General features: G+C 69.3%; 18 protein-coding genes and 2 pseudogenes. 4 read left to right on the top strand and 16 right to left on the bottom strand.

What is annotated here, in order from left to right:
• The 9 genes and pseudogenes from ABLE88_RS12670 to ABLE88_RS23825 all read right to left on the bottom strand — a co-directional run.
• Positions 1–846, bottom strand: a complete 846-nt coding sequence (locus ABLE88_RS12670) for a hydrogenase expression/formation protein (protein ID WP_348832047.1) — start codon at positions 844–846, stop codon at positions 1–3.
• A 10-nt stretch (positions 847–856) separates the two neighbouring features.
• Positions 857–1,291, bottom strand: a complete 435-nt coding sequence (locus ABLE88_RS12675; RefSeq protein ID WP_348832048.1) for a thioredoxin domain-containing protein — start codon at positions 1,289–1,291, stop codon at positions 857–859.
• The gene (locus ABLE88_RS12680; protein ID WP_348832049.1) at positions 1,291–1,626 is read right to left on the bottom strand and encodes a HypC/HybG/HupF family hydrogenase formation chaperone; all 336 of its coding nucleotides are present in this window, start codon (positions 1,624–1,626) and stop codon (positions 1,291–1,293) included. Before ABLE88_RS12680 ends, ABLE88_RS12675 begins: the two co-directional genes overlap by 1 nt.
• 7 nt (positions 1,627–1,633) lie before the next feature.
• Positions 1,634–2,254 (bottom strand): HyaD/HybD family hydrogenase maturation endopeptidase, encoded by a 621-nt coding sequence (locus tag ABLE88_RS12685; protein WP_348832050.1) that lies wholly within the window; start codon positions 2,252–2,254, stop codon positions 1,634–1,636.
• Positions 2,255–2,647: 393 nt separating this feature from the next.
• On the bottom strand, positions 2,648–4,165 hold the full coding sequence (locus ABLE88_RS12690; protein WP_348832051.1) for a PepSY-associated TM helix domain-containing protein: 1,518 nt from the start codon (positions 4,163–4,165) through the stop codon (positions 2,648–2,650).
• On the bottom strand, positions 4,165–4,749 hold the full coding sequence (locus ABLE88_RS12695) for a hypothetical protein (protein WP_348832052.1): 585 nt from the start codon (positions 4,747–4,749) through the stop codon (positions 4,165–4,167). The genes ABLE88_RS12690 and ABLE88_RS12695 overlap by 1 nt, the downstream gene beginning before the upstream one ends.
• A 28-nt stretch (positions 4,750–4,777) precedes the next feature.
• Entirely contained in the window at positions 4,778–7,144 is a 2,367-nt protein-coding gene (locus ABLE88_RS12700; RefSeq protein WP_348832053.1) for a TonB-dependent siderophore receptor, read from the bottom strand.
• A 377-nt stretch (positions 7,145–7,521) separates the two neighbouring features.
• Positions 7,522–7,947 carry a tripartite tricarboxylate transporter substrate-binding protein gene (locus ABLE88_RS12705; RefSeq protein ID WP_348832054.1) on the bottom strand — a complete coding sequence of 142 codons (426 nt, stop codon included), beginning with the start codon at positions 7,945–7,947 and terminating at the stop codon, positions 7,522–7,524.
• 264 nt (positions 7,948–8,211) lie between these two features.
• Positions 8,212–8,601: pseudogene (locus ABLE88_RS23825) on the bottom strand (DUF1330 domain-containing protein); the annotation flags it as partial.
• 40 nt (positions 8,602–8,641) lie between these two features.
• Here ABLE88_RS23825 and ABLE88_RS12710 point away from each other — a divergent pair.
• A pseudogene (locus ABLE88_RS12710) lies at positions 8,642–8,893 on the top strand (iron-containing alcohol dehydrogenase); the annotation flags it as partial.
• 125 nt (positions 8,894–9,018) lie between these two features.
• Complete coding sequence (locus ABLE88_RS12715; RefSeq protein ID WP_348832194.1) at positions 9,019–9,192, top strand: hypothetical protein; 174 nt, start codon at positions 9,019–9,021, stop codon at positions 9,190–9,192.
• A 57-nt stretch (positions 9,193–9,249) separates the two neighbouring features.
• Here the strand turns inward: ABLE88_RS12715 and cybH are convergent, their stop codons facing one another.
• Genes cybH through ABLE88_RS12730 form a run of 3 tightly spaced genes read right to left on the bottom strand, consistent with a single transcriptional unit; the run spans position 9,250 to position 12,950 of the window.
• A complete protein-coding gene (cybH, locus tag ABLE88_RS12720; RefSeq protein WP_348832055.1) occupies positions 9,250–10,020 on the bottom strand; it encodes a Ni/Fe-hydrogenase, b-type cytochrome subunit in 771 nt (256 codons plus the stop codon).
• Positions 10,021–10,032: 12 nt separating this feature from the next.
• Positions 10,033–11,850, bottom strand: a complete 1,818-nt coding sequence (locus ABLE88_RS12725; RefSeq protein WP_348832056.1) for a nickel-dependent hydrogenase large subunit — start codon at positions 11,848–11,850, stop codon at positions 10,033–10,035.
• Complete coding sequence (locus ABLE88_RS12730) at positions 11,847–12,950, bottom strand: hydrogenase small subunit (protein WP_348832057.1); 1,104 nt, start codon at positions 12,948–12,950, stop codon at positions 11,847–11,849. Before ABLE88_RS12730 ends, ABLE88_RS12725 begins: the two co-directional genes overlap by 4 nt.
• Positions 12,951–13,101: 151 nt before the next feature.
• Between ABLE88_RS12730 and ABLE88_RS12735 the strand changes: the two genes are divergently transcribed.
• A complete protein-coding gene (locus ABLE88_RS12735; protein ID WP_348832058.1) occupies positions 13,102–13,848 on the top strand; it encodes a hypothetical protein in 747 nt (248 codons plus the stop codon).
• A gap of 1,131 nt (positions 13,849–14,979) precedes the next feature.
• Here ABLE88_RS12735 and ABLE88_RS12740 read toward each other — a convergent pair.
• Positions 14,980–15,276: a GIY-YIG nuclease family protein gene (locus ABLE88_RS12740; protein WP_348832059.1), complete on the bottom strand. Its 297-nt coding sequence runs from the start codon at positions 15,274–15,276 to the stop codon at positions 14,980–14,982.
• Between the two features lie 131 nt (positions 15,277–15,407).
• Positions 15,408–17,552, bottom strand: a complete 2,145-nt coding sequence (gene ligA / locus ABLE88_RS12745) for an NAD-dependent DNA ligase LigA (RefSeq protein WP_348832060.1) — start codon at positions 17,550–17,552, stop codon at positions 15,408–15,410.
• Between the two features lie 203 nt (positions 17,553–17,755).
• On the opposite strand from ligA, the gene ABLE88_RS12750 reads away from it, so the two are divergent.
• The gene (locus ABLE88_RS12750; RefSeq protein WP_348832061.1) at positions 17,756–19,735 is read left to right on the top strand and encodes a c-type cytochrome; all 1,980 of its coding nucleotides are present in this window, start codon (positions 17,756–17,758) and stop codon (positions 19,733–19,735) included.
• A 356-nt stretch (positions 19,736–20,091) separates the two neighbouring features.
• On the opposite strand, the gene ku is transcribed toward ABLE88_RS12750, so the two are convergent.
• On the bottom strand, positions 20,092–20,925 hold the full coding sequence (ku, locus tag ABLE88_RS12755; protein ID WP_348832062.1) for a non-homologous end joining protein Ku: 834 nt from the start codon (positions 20,923–20,925) through the stop codon (positions 20,092–20,094).
• Positions 20,926–21,000: 75 nt separating this feature from the next.
• Positions 21,001–21,219: a Trm112 family protein gene (locus ABLE88_RS12760; RefSeq protein ID WP_348832063.1), complete on the bottom strand. Its 219-nt coding sequence runs from the start codon at positions 21,217–21,219 to the stop codon at positions 21,001–21,003.
• Between the last annotated feature and the right edge of the window lie 66 nt (positions 21,220–21,285).

Here is a 21,285-nt window from a genome sequence, read left to right on the forward strand (position 1 = left end):
TCACGAAATCGCCGCCAGCACCTCGGCGAGGCGCTCGGCGGAATCGGCGATGTCCTCGGGCGCGGCGAGCGCCACCTCCGGCACGTCGGAGACCTCGATGGTGTCGAGGATCAGCATGTCGGTGGAATTGTAGTAGCGCACGCGCCAGACGTCGCGGGTGGCGGTCGAATCGATGCGGCAATTGCCGTAGCCGCGCGAGAGGATGGTGGTCGCCCCCTGGCCCAGCATCTGTTCGATCAGCGCCAGGTCTTCCGGGGTGTGCGGCAGAAGCGAGAGGTTGATGACGTGGGGCGCCTCGCCCGGCGCGCGGGTGGCCGAGCGGTGGGCGATCTCCACCAGCAGCGGCGGGGCGTTGAAGATGCCGGGCATGGGCGTCTCCAGCGCCGCAAGATCGATCTCCCAGCGGGCCGGGAAGGCGCGCAGCACGGCGCCCTTGGGAAACGCGCCCACCTCCACGCGCTCGGTTCCGTCGGCGGCGCGCAGGCGCCAGACGCCGGCGAAGGTCGCCTCCTGGATCTCCACCGCGCGGCCCTCGCCCGAAACCTTCACGGCGACCTCGCCCTCGCCCAGGGTCTCGTTCACCAGCGCCCGGTTGGCGGGGTCGAGATGGGAGAGCGGGACGGTCACCGTGGTGCCCGCGGTCCAGTCCTTCAGCGCGCCGAGGATGTCGGCGACGGCTTTGAGCGCCGGGGCGAAGCGGGCGGGGTCCTCCACCTCGGGCAAATGGGCGGAAAAGGTGCGCATGCCGGAGGGCAGCGGCAGGTATGCGAGACCGTCCTCGGCGCCGCTCTGGCTTCCGGGTCCGAAGCCGGCGGGCGGCTGGGTGGCGAAGGGGCTGGAGGGCATGGCTCGGTCCTCAATGGGTCGCGGGGGCGGCGCTGGCGATGAGGGCGCCGAGCCGGGCGAGGTATTCGTCCCAGTCGCGCATGCGGGCGACCGCGCCGACGGGCTCGCCCCGCCGCAGCACCACCAAGGCCGGCAGCGCGAGCTGGAGCCGCTCGCGCAGCGCCGCCTCCAGCTTCGGCCCGGCCACCGCGCCACCGATGCGCGCCGGGCCGCCGAGCGCGGCGATCAGCTCGGGCAGCACGGCGGCGATGTCGGGGCTCTCGAGGTGGGTCTTGCCATGCGCCGGCAGGAACAGGAAATGGTCGCGCGGATCGAGCAGCGCCGCCTCGTCCAGGCTGTCGAGATAGGGCAGGCCGCGCTCGGCCATGAGGCGGCGCACCAGCGGATGGAGCGCGGCCGTCTCCGTGTCGCGCCGCGTCGGCTCATGGGCGTTCAGGGCGGTCATCAGGCTTCCTTTCGGCCGGCGGCATAAGCGGCGGCGAGGTGGGGCGGCAGTTCGGGCGCGCGATGGGCGAGGTCGGGGAAGGCGGCGTCGAGGCAAGCGGCGTCGGCCGCGCCCGCCATCAGGGCGGCGACGGCCTTCAGCGCCTCGGCGACGAGGTGGGCCTCCTCGGCGTCCATGAGGCGGCGCGCGGCGCCCTGGAAGGCGAGCAGATGGTCGCCGGGGCGGGCCTGCGGCACCAAGGACAGATCGATGGTCTCGATGCGGCCCGCGGCATCGGCGCAGCGGCCGGCGAGGCCGTCCACGTGCTCCACGCGCATGGGGGTGCCGATGCACATGGCCGGGTCAGGCGCGCTGGCCGGCGAGGACGCGCGGATCGCCGATGCGGCACGCCTCCTCGGGCGAGGGACGGCCGGCCTCGTAGGGCGCACGCGAGACCGCCGCGGTGACGATGGCGTCCCGGCTCTGCGCCGCGCGCGGCGCGGGGTGGACGCCGAAGTCGCGCGCCAGCACGGCGAGCACCTCGGCGGCGGCTTCGGGCACCCGGGCGGCGACGGTGTCGGTGAGGCCGCCGCCATAATCGTCCAGCAGCGCCGGCTGCACACCCACCAGCACCATGCGGCGCGGCGTGTGCCCGCGCAAAGCGAGCAGCGCGAGGATCTCCTGGAAGCCGGTCTGGTGCAGGCTCACCTTGCGGGCCGCGAGCACGGCGGGCACGTCCGCGTCGGCGAGGATGTGGAGCGTGCCGGGGGGCAGGCCGTAATCCACCGCGTCGATGATGACGAGGCCGTCGGCGTCCTCCAGGCGGGGCAGGAGATAAAGGCCCTGGGTGCCGCCATCGAGCAACGTCACGCGGTCGGGGAAATCATGGGAGGCGTGAAGCGCCTCGATCACCCGCACGCCGAAGCCCTCATCCGCCCACAGGATGTTGCCGATGCCGAGCACGAGTATGCGCTCGCCGTCCATGCGCGCTCTCCTCCCTCGCACGTTTCCTCGGCGGTCTGCCGCCGCCTGTCTGGAACAACTCAATTCAAGGAGCGTGCCAGCGCCCGATGCGTGGCCGGCGGCGTCCCCAAGGCGTTGGTCCCGGCTGCGGCGGTTCGGTGGCCGGCCGATGTCAATCGGGCGACAATTGGAAGAAGACTAATCAGATATCGGATTGATTGGAATACCAGCTTCCAAATGTCCGATGGGCTGCGGCGCGCGCGTGTCCCCCCGCCTCCCGGGCCGGAAAGCGAGGGGAGGCGTTCGGGGAAAGGTGAGCGGGGCGGCGCGTCGCCGCCCCGGCATCGGACGCTCGACCGGGAGCCAGGCGCCGCGCGGGGCGCGACAGGCAGGACCGGCCGCTCCGGGTCGCGCTTACCGCCCCCGGGCCTTGGCCGGGACCGCGAGCGGCAGCGCCAAGGCGGCGGCGCAGAGGAGGGCCACATTGACCGCATGCGCCATGGCGTCGACCGCGATGGCCTCGGCGAAGGGCCCGCGCCACACCGCCAGATGCGCGGCGACGATGCCCACCAGGACCGCGGCGCAGGCGAGGCGCAGGGCGCGCGCCGTCTGCCGCCCGTCGCGCGCCATCCAGGCCCAGGCGAAGGCGGCGAGCGTCGTCGCCAGATAGGCCGGCATCACCGCCGGCGCGCCCGCCACAAGTGCCGCGCCGGCGCTGGCGGCGAGCGCCAGCGGCTGGCCCCACCCGAGCGCCGACCACACCTTCTCCCAGCCAGGCGCCGGGCGCCCCTTCGCGCGCCGGCGCACCAGCCAGATGGTGACGCCGTTGAAGGCGACATAGGAGAGCGCAAGGCCGAGCACGCCGTAAGCGAGCTTCACTGCAATGCCGCCGAACCAGCCGAAATGCAGCGGCTGGAGCGCGCCGAGGATCTGCTGGCCGACGCCGCCGGCCTCCAGGCCCCCCTCGCCGAGCGCGGTGCCGGCGCCGTCGAAATAATAGGTGTTGGACAAAGCAAGGTGGCCCGGCGTGCGCATGCCGAGATGCACCACCTGGCCGGCGGTGCCCACATGCTGGACGGTGACGCTCGCGAACACGGCGGAAGGCCGCGTCGCGCCAACCTGCCGGATCATGGCCGCGAGGTCGGGCAGCGGCGCCGGATTGTGATCCTCGCTCGGCATGGGGCCGAGGATCGCCGCGAACGCCTTCTCGGAATCGCCCTCATAGGCGGCGAGGGCGAGGAGGCCGACGATCAGGGTCGCGAGGCCCAGCAGCGCGCCGGAGAGCGAGACCGCCAGATGGAACGGCAGGCCCCAGACCCCCAGCCGATTGTGCAGGTCCGCCTCCTGAAGGTGCCGCGCGCCGCCCCAGCGCAGGGCGAAGGCGTCCCTGAAGATGCGCGGATGGGACAGGAGGCCGGAGATCAGCGAGGAGATCAGGGTGACGCCGACCAACCCCACCAGCAGCCCGCCCCAGCTTCCCGGCAGGTGCAGCGAGGCGTGCAGCTCGGCGAGGAATTCCGTCCAGGGCGCGCGGACGGGCGCCGCGAGGCGGCCCTGCGCGTCGGCGACCCAGGCGCCTTCCGCGCCGGGCTGCGCGCCGCGGGCGAACACGGTCAGGCGCGCGCGTCCCGCGTCGGGGCCCATGAGGAACAGATCGTGCGCCGCGCCGGCGGCGCGCGCCCGCGCATAGCCCTCGGCGAAGGCGGCGGCGACGGTCTCCGGCGCGGGGGCGGCGGCGACGACGGGGGCGTCCGGCTGTTCCCAGCGCCGCAATTCGTTGATGAAGACCGCGAGCGTCCCGGTGAGGCAGACCACATAGATCAGCGCGGCGAAGGCGATGCCGAGCGCCGAATGGCCCTCCAGCATCGCCCGCACGACGTCCGGCGAAAGGAATTGCCGCCGGCGCGCCAGCGGTTCGGGGCGGGTGTCCATCAGGCGAACGCCTTCGGCAGGAAGGCGATGCCGTAGCCGAGGGCGGAGGCGCACAGCAGCACGATGGTGGCGCGCAGGAGCCTGGCGTCACACAGGGTCCAGGCCATTCCGGCGCCCCACAGCACCGGCACCAGCAGGCCGCCGATGACGATCCGGTCGTGCGTGCCGAGCGGCATGGCGACGGCGTAAGCGAGGCCGAGGCCGATGGCGGCGGTGCCCGACAGCACGATCGCCAGGAACGCCTTGGCGATGCCCCGCGCCCATGTGGTGCGCCGCTCCTGCGGCTCGAGCGCCGCCGCGCGCGGGCCGCGCTCCGGCGTGGCCCGCTTCTGCACCCCGGCGGCGATCACGCCGAAAGCGAGGACGGACAGCGCCAGCGGGCCATAGGCCGCGCCGGCCTGCGCGCCGAAGCTGCGGACGAACGCCCACAGGCCGAGGCCGATGAGCGCCCATCCGGCGAGCGTGAAAGCCGGCCGGCCGCCCGGCCTTGCGGCCCATTGCCGGCGCAGGGCGATGAGGCCTGCCGCCAGCAGGAGCAAGGCCGGGGCCGTCGTGAGAAGTTCGCTCGCCGGCATCGGCCCCATTTACGCTCTCCTGCTTCTGTCAGGGCCTCTAGAACTTGTACGTCGCGCTGCCGATGACGGTGCGCGCCTGGCCGACGCCGCAATCGCCGCGATAGGCGCTGCAGGAGGCGACATAGAAGGTGTTGGCAAGGTTCTGCCCGGTGACCTGGAAGCGCCAGTTCTTGGTCTCGTAGGCCACCATGGCGTCGAACAGCGTGACCGCGGGCGTCTCCACATAGATCGTGCCCTGGGTCAGGATATCCCTGCCATAGCTCTGCGCCGCGCCGATGTAGCGCACGCCGCCGCCGAACGAGAGCCCGTTCAGCGGCCCCTCCTTCACCGCATAGACGCCCCAGAGGGAGGCGAGGTTCTGCGGGATGCCGTCCACCGGCTTGCCCTTCATGAAAGCGGGGATGCCGGACGGGAAGGGATAGAGCTCGGGATAGCTCTCGTATTTTGCGTCGGTGTAGGAATAGGAGGCGACGATCTTGATGTTGGGGGTGATCTCGCCGATCGCCTCGATCTCGAAGCCGCGCACGTTGATGGTCGCCCCCTGCACCGCGTTGAACAGGACGTCGGGCTGGACGATCACATTGTCCTGCGTCAGGTCGTAGGCGGCGGCATTGACGACCAGCGGCAAAGTGGGGTGCTTGTACTTGACGCCGATCTCCACCTGGTTGCCTTCGAGGGGCTTGGCCGGGGTGAGCGTGTCGAAGGGCGCGGTCATGGTGCGGCCCACCGGCTGGCCCGGCTGCGGCTGGAAGGCGGTGGAGAAGCTCACATAGGGCGCGAGGCCGAAACCGGTCTCGTACATCAGCGCCGCGCGGGTCGAGGTGGCGGACAGGCTCTCGCTGGCCGCCCCCTCCTGCTCGATGGTCAGCCAATCCTGCCGCACGCCGAGGATGGCGATCCACGGCCCCAGGCGCATCTGGTCCTGGACGTAGAGGCCCACCTGCGACTGCGTCTCGTGGGGGCGCTCATAGAGCGGCGGCTGGCCGAACACGATGCTGCCGTCGAGGCCGACCAGGTAAGTGCGCTGGTTGTAGACCGGACGATACATGTTGAAGCGCGGCTGCGCCGGCAGGATGCCGGGAATGCCCGGGAAGACATTGTCGAGCAGCGTTCCGGTGGTGGCCGAGTCGATGTCGTACCGGGTGTAGTCGATGCCGCCGATGACCTTGTGGCTGATCGCGCCGGTGGTGAAGCTGCCCGTCAGGTTGGTGTCGGTATTGAAGATGCCGGTCTCGGTGTCCTGTTCGAAGACCGCGCGGGCGATCTCGCTCTGTCCGTAATTGAGGAACGGGGCATAGGCCGGGTTGAGCACCGGGCCGCCGAGCAAAGCGTTCAAGGTGGCGATGCGCACCGGCGTCAGCACCGCCGCATAGGTGGAATTGTAGGTGTTGTCGACGTGGGTGTAGCGCGTGCCGTTGTGCAGCTTCAGCCCGTTCTCGAATTCGTGGTCGAACAGGAAGGTGCCCGACTGGGACGAGGTGTCGTATTTGTCGCCGGGCTCGCCGACGAAGGTGCTGAAGTCCGCGCGCTGGCCGAACCGGTTGGGCACCAGCGTGCCGATCTGGGGCAGGAACTGCTGCACCGACCCGGAATGGTCCTCGCGGCAGTTCGCGAGCAGGGTCAGGCTGGTCATGTCGGTGGGACGGTAGGTGATCGAGGGCGCCAGCATCAGCCGGTCGTTGTCCACATAGTCCACCTGGGTGCCGGCGTCCCGGGCGAGGCCGACCATCCGGTACAGCCACTTGCCGTCCGCCGTGAGCGGGCCCGACGTGTCGAACTTGATCTGCTTGAAGTCGAACGAGCCGTATTCGAAGGTGATCTCGTTGCGCGGCGTCGCCAGCGGCAATTTGGAGACACCGTTGATGATGCCGCCGAGCGAGGACTGGCCGTAAAGCATGGAGGCGGGCCCGCGCAGGACCTCGACGCGCTCCAGCGCATAGGGCTCGATGGCGGTCGTGTTGTAGTAATAGCCGAAGCTGCTGCGCAGCCCGTCGATGAAGTAGCTGGCCGGGATGCCGCGGATGATGGCGTAGTCGCCGCGGCTGTCGAGGCCGAAGCCGTCCGCGAACACGCCGGCGGTGTAGCGCACCGCCTCCTGAAGGTTCTGAACCCCCTGGTCGCGCATCTGCTCGTCGCCCACCACGGTGATGGACTGGGGGGTCTCGATCAGCGGGGTGTCGGTCTTGGTGCCGACCCGCGAATCGGCGGCCACGTAGTCAACGACCGGCGACGCGGAGGACGGCGTCGCCCGCCCGGCGCGCGCCTGACCTTCGCTCACCACCTCCACCGTCGGCAGGTCCACGGTCCCGCCCGCCTGCTGCGCGTGGGCCGCCCCCATGGCCCCGCTCATGAGGGCCACCGTCAATGCGACCCTGTCGGTCACCGCACGAAGTCTCGTGGCCATCGCAATGCCCCCCGTCGACGTCCCCGCGGGACGCCCCTCGCTTGATGGGCCGAGTCACCAAGCCATCCGAAGGACACATTTAAGCAACTTGACGTAACGGAGGAAGGCAGTGAATGCCGACGAAGCTTACATTTTAGTTGATTTAAACTGTATATCTGAGGTCTTATTAGAATATTTTGAGATTTTAATTTCTATAAGTCCAGTCCTCATCCAGGCGCGGCCGGGGGGCCGGCGTGTCCCCCGCCCGTTCAGGGAGGCCGCGGCCCCTGCCGCGTCGCCTGCACCCTCCGCGCGCGGCGCCGCGCAGGGCCGGTCGCGCCGGCGCCGAACCAGGCCCGCCGGATGGCGGTCCTTCGCTCGCGCGCCGGGCGGCGGGCCTATTTGGCGAGCCCCATGTCCTTGAGCGCCTCGCCGGCCCCCTTGTCGTCCTTGGCCATGAAGACCTTCAGGTCGGCGGCGTTCATGTAGACCGCGCCGAAGCCGCGGGTCTTCATGAAGGTCTGGAGCTCGGAGCTCTCGAAGATCTTCTTGAAGGCGGCCTCGTACTTGGCGGCGACGTCGGCCGGCAGGCCCTTCGGGCCCACCATGGCGCGCCACAGACCGAGGGTCCATTCGGAGTTCACCGCCGCCTTCAAAGTCGGCACGTCCGGCGCCACCGGCGAGCGCGCGCCGTCCATATAAGCGAGGGTGCGCACGCGCCCGGCCTTGGTGAGCGCGTCCGCCTCGGGCGGCGAGCAGGAGACGAACTCGATGCCGCCGCCCGCAAGATCGGTGAGCGTGGTCGTCGCGCCCGTCGCCGCCACAGGCCACCTTCGCGTCGAACAGCCGCGTCAGCGCGCTGAAGGCCCGCGCCATGCTGGGCTGGGCGCCGAAGGGCCCGAGCCTGGTCGAGGACGTGGAGCACGGCTCCTACCGCGCGCTGCTGGAGGCCGAGGGCAAGCTGCCCGCCTGACAGGCCCCCGTCCGGCGCCCGGTCGGACCCGCCGCGGTCCGACCGGCGGCGCCCGGTGCGCCTTTGGCTTCAGCCGCCGGTGCCGTCGAAGGCGACGAGGCGCAGCCGCGCCGCCCCGGCGCGCACCGCGCGCGGCGCGGTATTCCGCAGATTCGTACCAGGTCCGGGCGAGATCGAGGGACGGGAATTCGAGCAGCGTCAGCTTTTCCGGCGTCCTGTCGCCTTGGAGCGTGAGGGCGCCGGCGCCGCGCGCCGCATAGCGGCCCTGGTGCGCCGCCACCGCCGCGGCGCCCATCGGCCGGTAGCGCCGGAAGGCGTCGGCGTCGAGCGTGCAGTGCGAGGCCGAATGGGACCGCGCGGATCCGGTGGGCGAGACCCGCTGGGTGAGCGCGGTGAGCGCGCGGCACGGCTTTCCGAACGCCATCGTCGCCCATGCCTGGTTCCACACCCCGGTCGCCGCCGCGACCATCGCCGCGCAGGCCGCCTTCCCGCTGGTGCGCGGCATCCGCTCCAAGCCCCTGACCGCGCCCGCGCCCGACGCGGGCGTGCGCGCCGGCGTCGCCGCCTACCGCGCCGGGGGCCGCGACGGCATCATCGCCATCGGCGGCGGCTCGGCCATCGACCTCGGCAAGGGCGTCGCGCTGCTCGCCACCCATGCGGGCAACCTTTTGCCCTATTGCGCCATCGAAGGCGGCATGGCGCGCATCACCGCGGCGGTGGCGCCGCTGATCGCCATCCCCACCACCGCGGGGACCGGCAGCGAGGTGGGGCGCGGCGCCATCATCATCGTCGACGACGGGCGCAAGCTCGGCTTCCTCTCGCCGCACCTGGTGCCCAAGCGCGCCATCTGCGACCCCGAGCTGACGCTCGGTCTGCCGCCCGGGCGATCGGCGTCGCCGACCCGAAGGCGCTGCCGGAGGCGGTGCGCGCCCTCAACCGGCGCATCGTCCTGCCGCAGGGCCTTTCCGCCATCGCCATCGGCGAAGCGATGTTCGGCGACATCATCGCGCGGGCGCGCGCCGACCACACCCACAAGACCAATCCGCGCGAGGCGAGCGCGCAGGACTACGAGGCGATGCTGCGCGCTTCGCTCTGACGCCCCGCGCCAAGAAGGGGGAGGGCGCCCGCTCCGGCCGGGAGCGGGCGCGCCGGCTCATTCCGGATCGTCGTCGCGGAACGCGCGGTGGCCGTTGGTCATGGCCGAGACCATGGACTGGCGGCTCATGATGTCCTCGCGGATCACCGAATAGACGTGGATGATGATGAACAGGATGATCACCCACATGCCGAGGTGATGCAGCGTGTGCACCTGCATGGAGCCGCCGAGCAGCGGGATCACCCAGCCGAACATCCTGTCCTGCCAGGAGCCCGGGCCCGCGCCCTCCGAATAGAGCGCAAAGCCGGTGACGATCATGAAGGCGAGGCCCACCACCATCACCCAGAACATGAAGAACTGGGCCAGCGGGTTGTGGCCCACGAACTTCAGGGGCCGGGGTTTCAGGAACGCGTACCACTGGATCTCGGTGAAGAAGCCGCGCCAGAAGTCCTTGCGCCAGAAGCGGAAGGTGAACAGCTCGCGGGCCCACTGATTGCCCATGAAGGCCCAGGCGATGCGGCCGAGGAAGGCGACCGCGAGGATGTAGCCGGCCGAGAAGTGCACGAAGCGGATCGTGCCCATGAGGAAGTGCGCGCTCGCCTCGCCCGACAGGGTCGGGAAGGGCGAGCCGATGAAGTAGCCGGTGACGCACAAAACGACGATGCACAGCGCGTTCACCCAGTGCCACAGGCGCACCGGCGCCTCGTAGACATAGACCGTGGTCAGCTTCTCGCCGGCTTCGGCCGCACGCTGCACGGCCTCGGAGCCGGGCTTGGGGCGTCCATTGGGCCGGGCGGCGGGCGCGGCGGGCAGGGAGGTGTCGGTCATGGTCGCCTCCCCTCAGCGGACGGTGACGCGGGCGAGTTCCTCGCCCTCGGGGGACATGACGTGGGTGGAGCAGGCGAGGCACGGGTCGAACGAGTGCAGCGTGCGCAGGATCTCCACCGGCTCCTCGGGGCGCTGCATGGGTGTGTTCATGAGCGAGGCCTCGAACGCGCCGATATTGCCCTTGGGATCGCGCGGCCCGCCGTTCCAGGTGGTGGGCACCACGCACTGGTAGTTCTCGATCCGCCCGTCCTTGATCTTGATCCAGTGACCGAGTCCGCCGCGCGGCGCCGCCACCGTGCCGACCCCCTTGGCTTCCTTGGGCCAGGTCGAAGGGTCCCACTTCTCCATGTTGGCGGTGGCGGTGTCGCCGGCCTTGATGTTGGCGATCAGGTGGTCGAAATCGTCCAGCATCATCTTGGCGCAGTAATGCGCCTCCAGCGCCCGCGCCAAGGTGCGGCCGATGGTGGAGGGCAGCGCCTGCTTGGGGGTGAGGTTGGTGCCGGCGAGGGCATTGAAGCGCCCGAGGCTCTCGTCCACCTGCCCCTTCACATAGTCGACGCCGTGGGCGTAAGCGAGGATGTAGCGGGCGAGCGGGCCGACCTCGCAGGCATTGCCCTTCCAGCGCGGCGCCTTGATCCACGAATACTTGGCGTTCTCGTCGATCTGCTGGATGTCGGTGCGGGTGCCCTTGGCGGCGGGGCCGAGCTTGTACTGGGGATCGGTGACGCCGTCGAACGGGTGCAGGCCCTTGTCGTTGTTGCCTTCGCCGTAGGTGTACCAGGAATGGGCGACGAACTCCTGGATCTGCGAAGGGTCGCGGGTGTCGATGGGGTGGATCTCGTTCCAATTGCCGTTGAGGATCACGCCGCCGGGCAGGCGGTCGGTCTTCTTCTGGCCCTGGATCGCTTCATAGTCGCCATAGTCCAGCACGTTCTGGCCGGAGATGCCGCCGCCATAGAGCCAGCTCTTGTAGAAGGAGGCGATGGCGATCACGTCCGGCACATAGACGTTCTGGGAGAATTCGAACGCCTCCTGGAGCTTCAGCTTGACGAAGTTCAGCCGCTCCATGTTGAGCGGGGCGCCGGCGGCCATGTCGCCGTTCATGTTGATGGCGCAGGGCACCCCGCCCACGAGGTAATTGGGGTGCGGGTTCTTGCCGCCGAAGATGGTGTGGACCTTGACGATCTCCTTCTGGAAGTCGAGCGCCTCGAGATAATGCGTCACCGCCATCAAATCGGCTTCGGGCGGCAGCAGATAGGCCGGGTTGTCCCAATAGCCGTTCTTGAAGATGCCGAGCTGGCCCGACTCCACGAACTTCTTCAGCCGGTTCTGCACGTCGCGGAAATAGCCCGGCGACGACATGGGGTGGGCGGGCGAGACCATCTGCTGGAGGTCGGAGGTGGCCTTCGGGTCGGCCTTCAGCGCATTCACCGGGTTCACCCAGTCGAGCGCGTGCAAATGGTAGAAGTGGACCACGTGGTCGTGCCACTGCAGCACCTTGGCCATGATCTCGCGGATCAGGAAGGCGTTGTTGGGGATCTTGATCTGCAGGGCATCCTCGACGGCGCGCACGCTCGTCAAAGCATGGCAGCCGGTGCACACGCCGCAGATGCGCTCCACGAACGCCCAGGCGTCGCGCGGGTCGCGGCCCTTGAGGATCACCTCCAACCCGCGCCACATGGTGCCGGTGGAGACCGCGTTGCGGATCACGTTGTTGGCGTCGACGTTCACCTCGCAGCGCATGTGGCCTTCGATACGGGTGATCGGATCGACGACGATGCGCTTGCCGGCGGTGTCGAGGGTAAAGCCGTTTGGCGTCTGGATGGTCACTTCTCGCCTCCCTTATCGGCGCCGGTGTCGCTGTTCTTGTGCTGGGCGCGCTTGATCGCGGAGACCGCGGCATGCACCGCCACCGCGCCGCCCACGACCCCGGCGGCCGCAAGGCCCACCTGGTCCGCATTGGCTTCGACCCCGAAGCCCGAGCCCTTCAGATCGGCGAGGCGGGCATACCAGGAGCCCTTGTCCCAGAAGCCGTCTTCCGAGCAGCCGATGCAGCCGTGGCCGGCCTGGATCGGGAAGGAGACGCCGTCGTTCCAGCGCACGGTGGAGCAGGCGTTGTAGGTGGTCGGGCCCTTGCAGCCGACCTTGTAGAGGCAATAGCCCTTGCGCGCGCCCTCGTCGTCGAAGTGCTCCACATATTGCCCGCTGTCGAAATGCGGGCGGCGGTAGCACTTGTCGTGGATGCGCTGGGAATAGAACATCAGCGGCCGGCCCTGGCGGTCGAGCGCGGGCAACTGGCCGAAGGTGAGCATGTAGGTGATGACGCCGGTCATCACCTCGGCGATGGGCGGGCAGCCCGGCACCTTGATGATGGGCTTGTCGAAGATCACCTCGTGCACCGGGGTGGCGCGCGTCGGGTTCGGCCGCGCCGCCTGCACGCAGCCATAGGACGCGCACGAGCCCCAGGAGATGATGGCGGCGGCATCCTTGGCCACCTTCTTCAGCTGGTCGACGAACGGCTTGCCGCCGATGATGCAATACATGCCATCCTCGTTCAGCGGCGGGTTGCCTTCCACCGCGAGGATGTAATTGCCTTTGTACTTGGTCATCACCTCATCGAGGATGGCTTCCGCCTGATGGCCGGCGGAGGCCATGAGGGTGTCGTCATAGTCGAGCGAGATCATGGAGAGCACCACATCCTTGGCCAGCGGATGGGCCGAGCGGATGAAGCTCTCCGAGCAGCAGGTGCATTCGAGCCCGTGCAGCCACAGCACCGGGGTGCGCGGCTTGGTCTCCATGGCGTGGGCGATCTGCGGCGCGAATTCCGGGCCGAGGCCGAGGGCCGCGGCGGTGAGCGAGCAGTATTTCAGGAACGAGCGGCGGGTGATGCCCTGCCGCCGCATGACGTCATAGAACGTTTCGAGGGCCATGTCCGGCGTCCCCCCTGTGCTTGGCGCCCCGCCGCGCGTCGAGGCGCGCGGGGATGGGGGGAGCATGGCAAGCGGCGTGCCAGGGGCGGCGCACAGGCTGGAAGCGTTCTAGGGGAAGGGGTTGGGGGGTTGTGCGCTGCGGCGGGGGTGGATGGGGGGTGAGCGGTTTGCGGGGGGAGTGGAAGGGGGGTTGCCGGGGGCGGTTGCGCTTGTGGAGCTGTGGGGTATCAATGATTTGATAGCGGCAGCGGCATCGTATGATACTCGGGGTTTGGGCAGGGCCTTGAATATGCCGAAAGTTAAGATCGAAAACATAGAAATAATATCGAAATACAAAGAGCATTACGAACGTCTGAAGCGCACTACGGAATTTGGAAAATCAGTCTCCCAAGAGTGTGGGGGCCGTGATTGGCCTATGCGATACAGCATGGCCGCATCGCTTATATTTTCCGCATGCATGGCATCAGAGTCTGTTATTGATTTTCTTCCAGAATATCCTTCCGGGAGGATCGATCATTATTCCGCGGCAAATTCATGTAGAATGATCATTGAGCATTGCATGATGTTGCATTATATTACTTCCGATGATGCTTCTAACGATGAAATAGATTTGAGAATTCTTGTATTACATCTGCACGATGCTTGTGCCCGTTACCGATTTTTCAAAGGGTCTTTTGGTGCGTCTAAGGAAGTTGAAGATGGCATACATTTGGCCTTGCTTAAGGGGGTCATTGCTGAGGCAAAATCAAGAATTAGAGAAAATTCCGCATTTCTGCATCTAGGGCAGGATAAAAAATCAACTATACTTGGTGGGCAGATATTATACATAGGCGGGTCCAGGCGGGTGGCGAAAGAAATTGGATATAGTGAAGACGAGTATGATGCGTTGTATAATTAGCTTTCTGCCTACTCGCACGGGGCTCCGATGAGTTTTTATCGAGCGGCCTTGTGGGGAGTGAATGCAGTAGAGCCTGTCGCCGGGCAGATCGCAGTTGCAGCTAACGCGCTTGCTGCGGCCGAGATGCCTCTCGGTAAAGCGATTGTTCGGATGGCGAAGGTTCTAGATCGGAATCCTTCTCGCACCGAATAGAGCGAGGTGTTCGTCCCCCCCTTTGCATCCCTCCCCTCTCCCTGCCCTATAGCGCCTGCGAAGTTGGCGGTGGACGAGCCACGCGCCAACTCAGGTCAGGTCCGGAAGGATTGAGCCCCAACGCGCCCGGTCTCGGGTCTTCGTCCTGCCTTCTGTCCCTATCCCACGCCTATGCGCCTGGCCCCTGCCGATGGATGCTCCGATCAAGTCGGAGCATGACGGTGGCTTGTGGGGGATGCGGCTGGGCTTCTCCGGCCGTCTTCGGCCGCTGCCGTCGCCCCTTTCACCGCCGTCGCCCTCCGGCTTGACCGGAGGGCCCATCTCTCCGCCGGGCGCGACGCCGGGAGGTGGCGTGGATGCTCCGGTCAAGCCGGAGCATGACGGCGGCTTTTGGGGATGGCGTGGGCTCTTCCTTCACGGCCGGGGGCCCTTTCCTCTGCGGCAGCCCCCCACCACCGTCGCCCTCCGGCTTGACCGGAGGGCCCATCTCTCCGCCGGGCGTGATGCTGGAAGGTGGCGTGGATGCTCCGGTCAAGCCGGAGCATGACGGTGGCTTGTGGGGGATGCGGCTGGGCTTCTCCGGCGGCCTTCCGCCGCTGTCGTCGCTCTCTCACCACCATCGCCTCCCCTCACCGCCGTCGCCCTCCGGCTTGACCGGAGGGCCCATCTCTCCGCCGGGCGCGACGCGGGGAGGTGGTGTGGATGCTCCGGTCAAGCCGGAGCATGACGGCGGTTATGGGGGATGCGGCTGGATTTCTCCGGCTGCCTTCCGCCGCTGTCGCCGCTCTCTCACCGCCGCCGCCCCTTTCCCCGCCGTCGCCCTCCGGCTTGACCGGAGGGCCCATCTCTCCGCCGGGCGTGATGCTGGAAGGTGGCGTGGATGCTCCGGTCAAGCCGGAGCATGACGGCAGTTTTTTGCCGATTGCGGACGTGCCCCGCTCAGCCGAGCGCGATCTCGTCGAACAGGTCGCGCCAGTCGGGATTGTCCTTCTCCACCAGATCGATCTTCCACTGCCGCAGCCAGGCCTTTAGCCGCTTCTCGCGCTGGATGGCAGCCATCGCCGTGTCGTGGATCTCGAACCAGACCAGGCGATGGACATGGTGGCGCCTGGTGAAGCCTGCGCCGGTTCCGAGGCGGTGCTCGAACACGCGGCGCGTCAGGTGGTTGGTCACGCCCACATAAAGGGTCCCGCGCGGCTTGCTGGCGAGGAGGTAGACGAAATAGCGCCGCGCCATGCCCCGGCTCCGCTGCGGTTGCGGGTAGAGTGCCCGGGCGGCGATTGGTTTGCCAGGGGGCGCCATGGATGCTCCGGTCAAGCCGGAGCATGACGGTGGTTATGGGGGAATACGGTGAGCTCTAGCCTCCCTCACCCCACCCGCTCAAACCACTCCTCCTCGCTGATCACCTCCACCCCCAGCCCGCGCGCCTTCTCGAGCTTCGAGCCCGCGCCCGGCCCGGCCACCACGAGGTCGGTCTTGGCCGAGACCGAGCCCGCCACCTTCGCCCCCAGGCGCTCGGCCATGGCCTTGGCCTCGTCGCGGGTCATGCGCTCCAGGGCGCCGGTGAAGACCACGGTCTTGCCCGCCACCGGGCTTTCCGCCGCCACCTGCTCCATCGGCTGGGGCTCGACCTCGCCCAGCAGCGCCGCCACCACCTCCTGGTTCCTGGGCTCGGCGAAGAAGTCCACCACCGCCTCGGCCACCACGTCGCCGATGCCGTCGATGCCGGTCAGTTCGGCCCAGCCCTCATTGCCCTTGGGGTGCTCTTCCCCCGGCATCACGGCGCTGAGCGCGCCGTCGCGCAGCGCCTCCACGGTGCTGTAATGGCGCATCAGGCGCTTGGCGTTGGTCTCGCCCACATGGCGGATGCCGAGCGCGAACACGAAGCGGTCCACCGACACCTTGCGCCGGCCCTCGATGGCGGCGAACAGATTGGTGGCCGAGGTCTTGCCCCAGCCCTCCCTATTCTCCAGCCGCTGGAGCGAGGCGGCATTGCGCGCCGCCAGCGTGAAGATGTCGGCGGGCGATTTCACCAGCCCCCATTCATAGAGCGCCGCCACCTGCTTCTCGCCCAGCCCCTCGATGTCGAAGGCGTTGCGGGAGACGAAGTGGCGCAGCCGCTCCACCATCTGCGCCGGGCAGATCAGCCCGCCGGTGCAGCGGCGCACCACGTCCTCCTTGCCGGTCTTCGGGTCCACCTCGCGCACCGCGTGGGAGCCGCAGGCGGGGCAGGTGTGGGGAAAGCGGTAGGGCTCGGCCCCCGCCGGGCGGTGGTCGGTGAGCACCCGCACCACCTGCGGGATCACGTCGCCGGCGCGCTGCACCACCACCGTGTCGCCGACGCGGATGTCCTTGCGGGCGATCTCGTCCTCGTTGTGGAGCGTGGCGGAGGAGACCACCACCCCGCCCACGGTCACGGGCCGCAGCTTCGCCACCGGGGTGAGCGCGCCGGTGCGCCCCACCTGGATCTCGATCTCGTCCAGCACCGTGGTGGCCTGCTGGGCCGGGAACTTGTGCGCCAGCGCCCAGCGCGGCGCGCGCGAGACGAAGCCGAGGCGGCGCTGCAGATCGAGCCGGTCCACCTTGTAGACCACGCCGTCGATGTCGTAGCCGAGCAGCGCCCGCTCCTCTTCGATCTTGCGGTAATGGGCGATGAGCCCGGCCGCATCGGTGGCGCGGATGGTGAGCGGATTGGTGGGAAAGCCCCAGCGCGCGAACGCCTCCACCACGGCGTGCTGGGTGTCCGCCGGCAGGGACGAGGCCTCGCCCCAGGCATAGGCGAAGAATTTCAGCGGCCGGGACGCGGTGATGGCGGGGTCGAGCTGGCGCAGGGAGCCGGCGGCGGCATTGCGCGGGTTGGCGAACACCTTCTCGCCCGCCTGCGCCTGCCGCGCATTGAGCGCCGCGAAGTCGGCGGCGGCCATGTAGACCTCGCCGCGGATGTCGATGACCTCGGGAAAGTCCGCGGCGGCGACGCGCGCGGGGATCTCGGCGATGGTGCGCACGTTCTGCGTCACGTCCTCGCCCACCTGCCCGTCGCCCCGGGTGGCGGCCACCTGAAGCCGGCCCGCCTCGTAGCGCAGCGAGCAGGAGAGCCCGTCGATCTTCGGCTCGCAGGTGAAGGCCACCTCGTCCGTGTCCTTCAGGTTGAGGAACCGGCGCACCCGCGCCACGAACTCCTCCACCTCCGCGTCGGAGAAGGCGTTGGCGAGCGAGAGCATGGGCACGCCATGCACCACCTTGCCGAACTTCTCCACCGGCGCCGCGCCCACCTGCTCGGTCAGGCTGTCTTCGCCCTTCAGCCCGGGAAAGCGCGCCTCGATGTCCTCGTAGCGGCGCCGCAGGGCGTCGTACTCGGCGTCCGAGACGACCGGCGCATCCTCCCGGTAATAGAGCGCGTCATGGCCGCGGATCGCGTCCGCCAGCGCCGCGTGCTCGGCGGCGGCCTCGGCCTCGGTGAGGGCTTCCACCTTGGTGGAGCGCAGCGGTTTCAGGGGGTCAGGCGCGGTCATGGTGTCCCTCTCGCGTCCCCTATGTGGCAAAGCCTGCCGCCCCCGGCAACTCGGCGCGCCACGGCCCATCCGTGAAACACCGGGCTGCAATGGCGTCGCTATTTTGTAAGATGTCCAAGCTAGGGCTAAGAAACGAGTCCCGCGCGCGGCCGGTCCGGAAGGCCCGCGGCGCGGCGCCAGGGCCGACACCACAGGGGGCAGAAATGGGCAGGTCTTCCAATATCTTCGGCGCGCTCGCCGCGTGCGGCTTTCTTGCCGCCGCGCCGGCCCTGGCCCAGCCGGCCCCCGCCGCCGCCCCCGCCGCCGATGACGCCGCCCTGATCGCGCGCGGCGAATACCTCGCCAAGGCGGGCGACTGCATGCCCTGCCACTCGGCCGATCCCAAGGGCAAGCCGTTCGCCGGCGGGCTCGGGCTGAACACGCCGTTCGGCGTCATCTTCTCGCCCAACATCACCTCCGACCGCGCCACCGGCATCGGCGACTGGACCTACGAGCAGTTCGTGAACGCGGTGCGCAACGGCATCCGCGCCGACGGCGCCTATCTCTACCCGGCCATGCCGTTCGATGCCTATACCGGCATCTCGGACGACGACATGAAGGCCCTGTGGGCCTATGTGCGGCAGATTCCGCCGATCCCCAACACGCCGCCGGAGAACGGGCTCGCCTTTCCCTTCAATGTCCGCCTCGGCATGCTGGCCTGGCGCGAACTGTTCTTCGAGCAGAATCGCTTCACCCCCACGGCGGGCAAGAGCGAGGCGTGGAACCGCGGCGCCTATCTCGCCACCGCGCTCGGCCACTGCTCGGACTGCCACACCCCGCGCAACTTGATGGGCGCCACCAAGGCCAAGCACCTGTTCCAGGGCGCCGAGATCGACGGCTTCTGGGCGCCCGACATCGACGCCGCCTCGCTGAAGAAGAACGGCTGGACCGACGACAGCCTCTCGGCCTTCTTCAAGAGCGGCTCGGCCACCGGCAAGACCTCGGTGTTCGGGCCGATGGCGGAGGTGGTGCACGATTCGCTCACCTTCCTCACCGACGCCGACCGCACCGCGCTCGTCACCTACCTTCTGGACGCGCCTGCGCCGCCGGACCGGCCGGCGCCCCAGGCCGCCTCGCCTTTGTCGCCCGCAGCCTATGCGCGCGGCTCGACGCTTTATGTGGACAATTGCATCGCCTGCCACCTGGACAAGGGCACCGGCCGCGCCGACACCATCCCGCCGCTCGCGGGCAACCCGGCCGTGGTGGCGGCCGAGCCCTACAACGTGATCATGGCGGTGCTCGGCGGCCTGCCGCCGGGCGGCACCTATGGCGCCATGCCCTCCTTCGCCGGGCGGCTCGATGACCAGCAGGTCGCCGACCTCGCCAATTATGTGCGCACCTCCTGGGGCAATGCGGCGCCGGCCAACGTGACCGCCGCCATGGTCGCCGCCTGGCGCGCCACCGCCCATGTGCCGGACTACGGCACCCAGGCCGCCTCGGCCTTCTCCTGCCCGGACGTGGGCGGCGCGCCCGGCGCCGACGGTCCGGACCCCAAGGCGGTGGCCGCGCTCTCGGCCATGATGGCGGGCGGCCAGCGCTCCATCCCCATGATGGTGGACACCTACAAGGCCAGCAATTCAGACGCCGGCAACGGCACCGTCGTCGATGCCCTCACCGCCGCTTATTGCCCCGTGGTGGCCAAGAGCAAGGCGCCGGACTGGCAGAAATATTCCGAGCTGCGCCGCTTCACGCTCCAGGCGGCCATGGAGGTGTCGCGCCGCACGGTCTCGGGCCCGGTGGACAGCCAGCCCATCATCTGGGCGCTGCCGGTTGGTCACTCGCTGGTGGTGAAGGAGCCGGCCTCGCTCGCCGCCAAGCTCGCTTGCCCGGCGGACGACGGCAAGGCGGTGCCGGCGGACCTGTCGGCCGCCGCCGCCAAGGCGCTGGGCAAGCCCAAGCCGCCGGTGTCGGGGACCAGCGCCGCCGCGCTCGCCACCACGCTTGCGGCGCAGAACCCCAAGGCGAAGCTGGCGGACGTGGCGAACGCGCTCATCGTCTCCTATTGCCGGGTGGTGGCGGGGATGGCGAGCACCTCGGTGGCGGAGCAGAACGCGCTGCTCAACGGCTTCGGCCAGCAGGTGGTGCAGGCGCTGCAGCTTTTGCCGCCGCCCAAGGTGGCGAGCGCCGGCACCGGCAAGAAGTAAGCGGCGGGGCGGGACGGCGGGGTATGGGCCCTCCGGTCAAGCCGGAGGGCGGCGGCCGCGAAGGCAACGGCACGCGGTTGCGCCTGACCGTTGTCATGCCCCGGCTTGTCTGAGGCGTCCACGCGGCGGCTTGCCCCGCGCGGCGCCGGCAGACGCTTGCGCTGCGGCGCGGAGGATCCTCCGGGCAAGCCGGGGCATGACGGCACGATCGACGGCGCGCGGTTGGGCGGGACGGCGGGCCATGGGCCCTCCGGTCAAGCCGGAGGGCGACGGCAGCGAAGGGGGCCGACGGCGCGCGGCGAAGGAAGCCAAGAGCGCGCGGCAGGGGAAGCCCAAGCGCGCGGCGGCCGGACGGCTCATTTGCCCGGGCGGGGCGCCTTCTCGGCGGCGAGGGAGCGGCGCAGGGCCTCGGTGATGTCCACCACGTTGCCGGCCGCGGGCGCCGCCCCGGCCCCGTCTTTGCCGGACGTCCCCTTGCCCTTGCCGGGGCGCCGCGCCTTGCTCTTGCCGGCGGCGATCAATTCCAGCAGGCGCGCCTGCACCGGGTCCTCCACCAGATCGTCGGACCAATCCAGAATCTTGCCCGAAATGAGCTTGCCGATCAGCGCAGCGGTGTCGCGGGAGGGCTTGGGGGCGTCGGCGAGGCCGGCGAAATAGGCGTCCTCGGGCCGCACCTCGCCGCCGAAATGCAGCGTCCACAGCACCATGCCCCTGCCTTCGGGCTTCACCAGGACGGCGCGCTCGCGGCCATAGAGCACGAGTCGCGAGACCGCGGCGGTCGCGGTCGCGACCATGGCGTCGCGGATCACCCCGAACGCCTCCTCGCCCACCTTGTCGGCGGGCGCCAGGAAATGCGGCTTGTCGTACCAGATCCAGCCGACGCTGCCGGCCTCCACGAAGCGCTCGATGTCGATGGTGCGGGTGCTCTCGAGGCGGACCGCATCGAGGTCGGCGTCCTCGAGCATCACGTGGGCGTCCTCGCCGACCGGATAGCCCTTGACCTCGTCGTCCTCCTCCACCGGGTCGCCGGTGACGGCGTCCACGTAGCGCGCGACGACCCGCGCGCCGGTCTTCCGGTTGAGGGTGTGGAAGCGCACCTTGCCGCTGGCGCTGGTGGCCGGCGTCATGGTCACCGGGCAGGTGACGAGGGAGAGCTTGAGATAGCCGGTCCAGAAGGCGCGCGGCGCCATGGCGGGTGCCTCCGCTGCGGCGGCCGGGCGGCGGCCTGCCCGCTCAACGCGCCGGCGGGCCGGGCGGTTCCAGCCTCAGCGGCGCGCGTCCAGCTCCGCCTCGTCGAGCGGGCGCGCCTCGTCCGCGAGCATGATCGGGATGCCGTCGCGGATCGGGAAGGCGAGGCGCGCGGGGCGCGAGATCAGCTCCTGGCGCGCGCGGTCATATTCCAGCGGCGCCTTGGTGAGCGGGCAGACCAGGATTTCCAGGAGCTTGGGGTCCACGTCCTGGCCGGCGCGCTGGGGATTGGCCATGTCTCTCACCCTTGATCCTCGGCCCTTGAAGCGGGGGCCCGGCACCATAGACGCCGCCGGGCCCGG

This window comes from Xanthobacter luteus (assembly GCF_040049235.1).
In the GTDB taxonomy this organism is placed as follows: domain Bacteria; phylum Pseudomonadota; class Alphaproteobacteria; order Rhizobiales; family Xanthobacteraceae; genus Xanthobacter.